Raw genomic sequence first — 1,293 nt, forward strand, 5'->3', positions numbered from 1 at the left:
GGGCTACAACCAAAGGCTCATCTCGCGACGCGAGGTGAGCCTTTCTCGTTGCCCACCCGGTCTCTCGTTGATCATGAGGTTGTCGTCACGACACGCCGGGTGGTTTCTAAGGTTCAGTGCAACTGATCTTGGTTGTGCTGGGGGGTGTTGGTGGCCAGGCCGGGTGTGTTGACGTTCGGGCATCGGCAGGTGTTGGAGCATCTGTGGGGTGCGGGTCGGCGTATTAGTGAGATCGCCGGTTTGTTGGGGGTGCCGGTGTGCACGGTGTCTCGGGAGGTGTCCCGGTATCACTCTGCGCGGCATGGGACGAAGAACCCGCTCGGGCGGTCGTTGCCGTCGGGGCGGGCACGGGCCCCGTATCGATGGGGGTATCAGGCGCAGTGGGCGCAGCGGCGTGCGGATACGGCGCGTCGGCGGTCGAAGGCGTCGAAGTTGGGTCCGGGGACGCGGCTGCGGCAGGTGGTGCGGGGGAAACTGGCGCGTAGGTGGTCTCCGAAGCAGATCGCCACGTGGTTGCGGACCACGTTCGCTGACCGGCCGGAGTTGTGGGTGTCGCACGAAACGATCTACCAGGCGATCTACGTTCAGTCGCGGGGCAGCCTGCGCGAGGAGTTGACCCGACAGGTCGCCCTGCGTTCGGGACGAGCTGATCGGCGCCCACAGTCACGGGCCGCCGCGGGTGGCCGTAGTCGCCGGCCGTGGATCGGGGACCTGCACATCAGTGCCCGTCCCGCCGAGGCCGACGACCGGGCGGTGCCCGGGCACTGGGAAGGTGACCTGGTCATCGGTAAGGCCGGCCGTTCGGCGATCGTCACCCTCGTCGAACGGGCCACCCGCTACGTCATGCTCGGCGCCCTCCCGCAGGGCCGCGACACCGAAGCCGTCATCGCCGTGCTCACCGACCTCGCCCAGCGTCTACCAGCACATCTGCGCCGCTCCCTGACCTGGGACCAAGGCAGCGAGATGGCCGCTCACGCGGCATTCACCGTCGCCACCGGCTGCCCGGTCTACTTCTGCGACCCCCACAGCCCCTGGCAACGCGGCTCCAACGAGAACACCAACGGCCTGCTACGCCAGTACTTCCCCAAAGGCAGCTACGACTTCCGCAGCATCGATCAGGCAGGCCTCGACGAAGTCGCCCACGAGATGAACACCCGCCCCCGCCAGACACTCGGCTGGGCAACCCCAGCCGAGCGCCTGGACCACCTCATCGCCACCTGACGATTGCACTCACCCCTTGACCCCAAGCCGAGGCGGCGGGTTAATCTCGTGGGCGACTTCGTCGAGGGATAG

Annotated in this window: 1 protein-coding gene; it reads left to right on the forward strand. The window is 67.3% G+C overall.

The window, feature by feature from the left end; translation table 11 throughout:
- Positions 1–150: 150 nt before the first annotated feature.
- Positions 151–1,221, forward strand: coding sequence for an IS30 family transposase (locus NIE79_RS32360; protein ID WP_443677174.1), 1,071 nt, complete (start codon positions 151–153; stop codon positions 1,219–1,221).
- Positions 1,222–1,293: the final 72 nt, after the last annotated feature.

The sequence above is a fragment of the Micromonospora trifolii genome (assembly GCF_022229005.1).
Taxonomy (GTDB): domain Bacteria; phylum Actinomycetota; class Actinomycetes; order Mycobacteriales; family Micromonosporaceae; genus Micromonospora; species Micromonospora trifolii.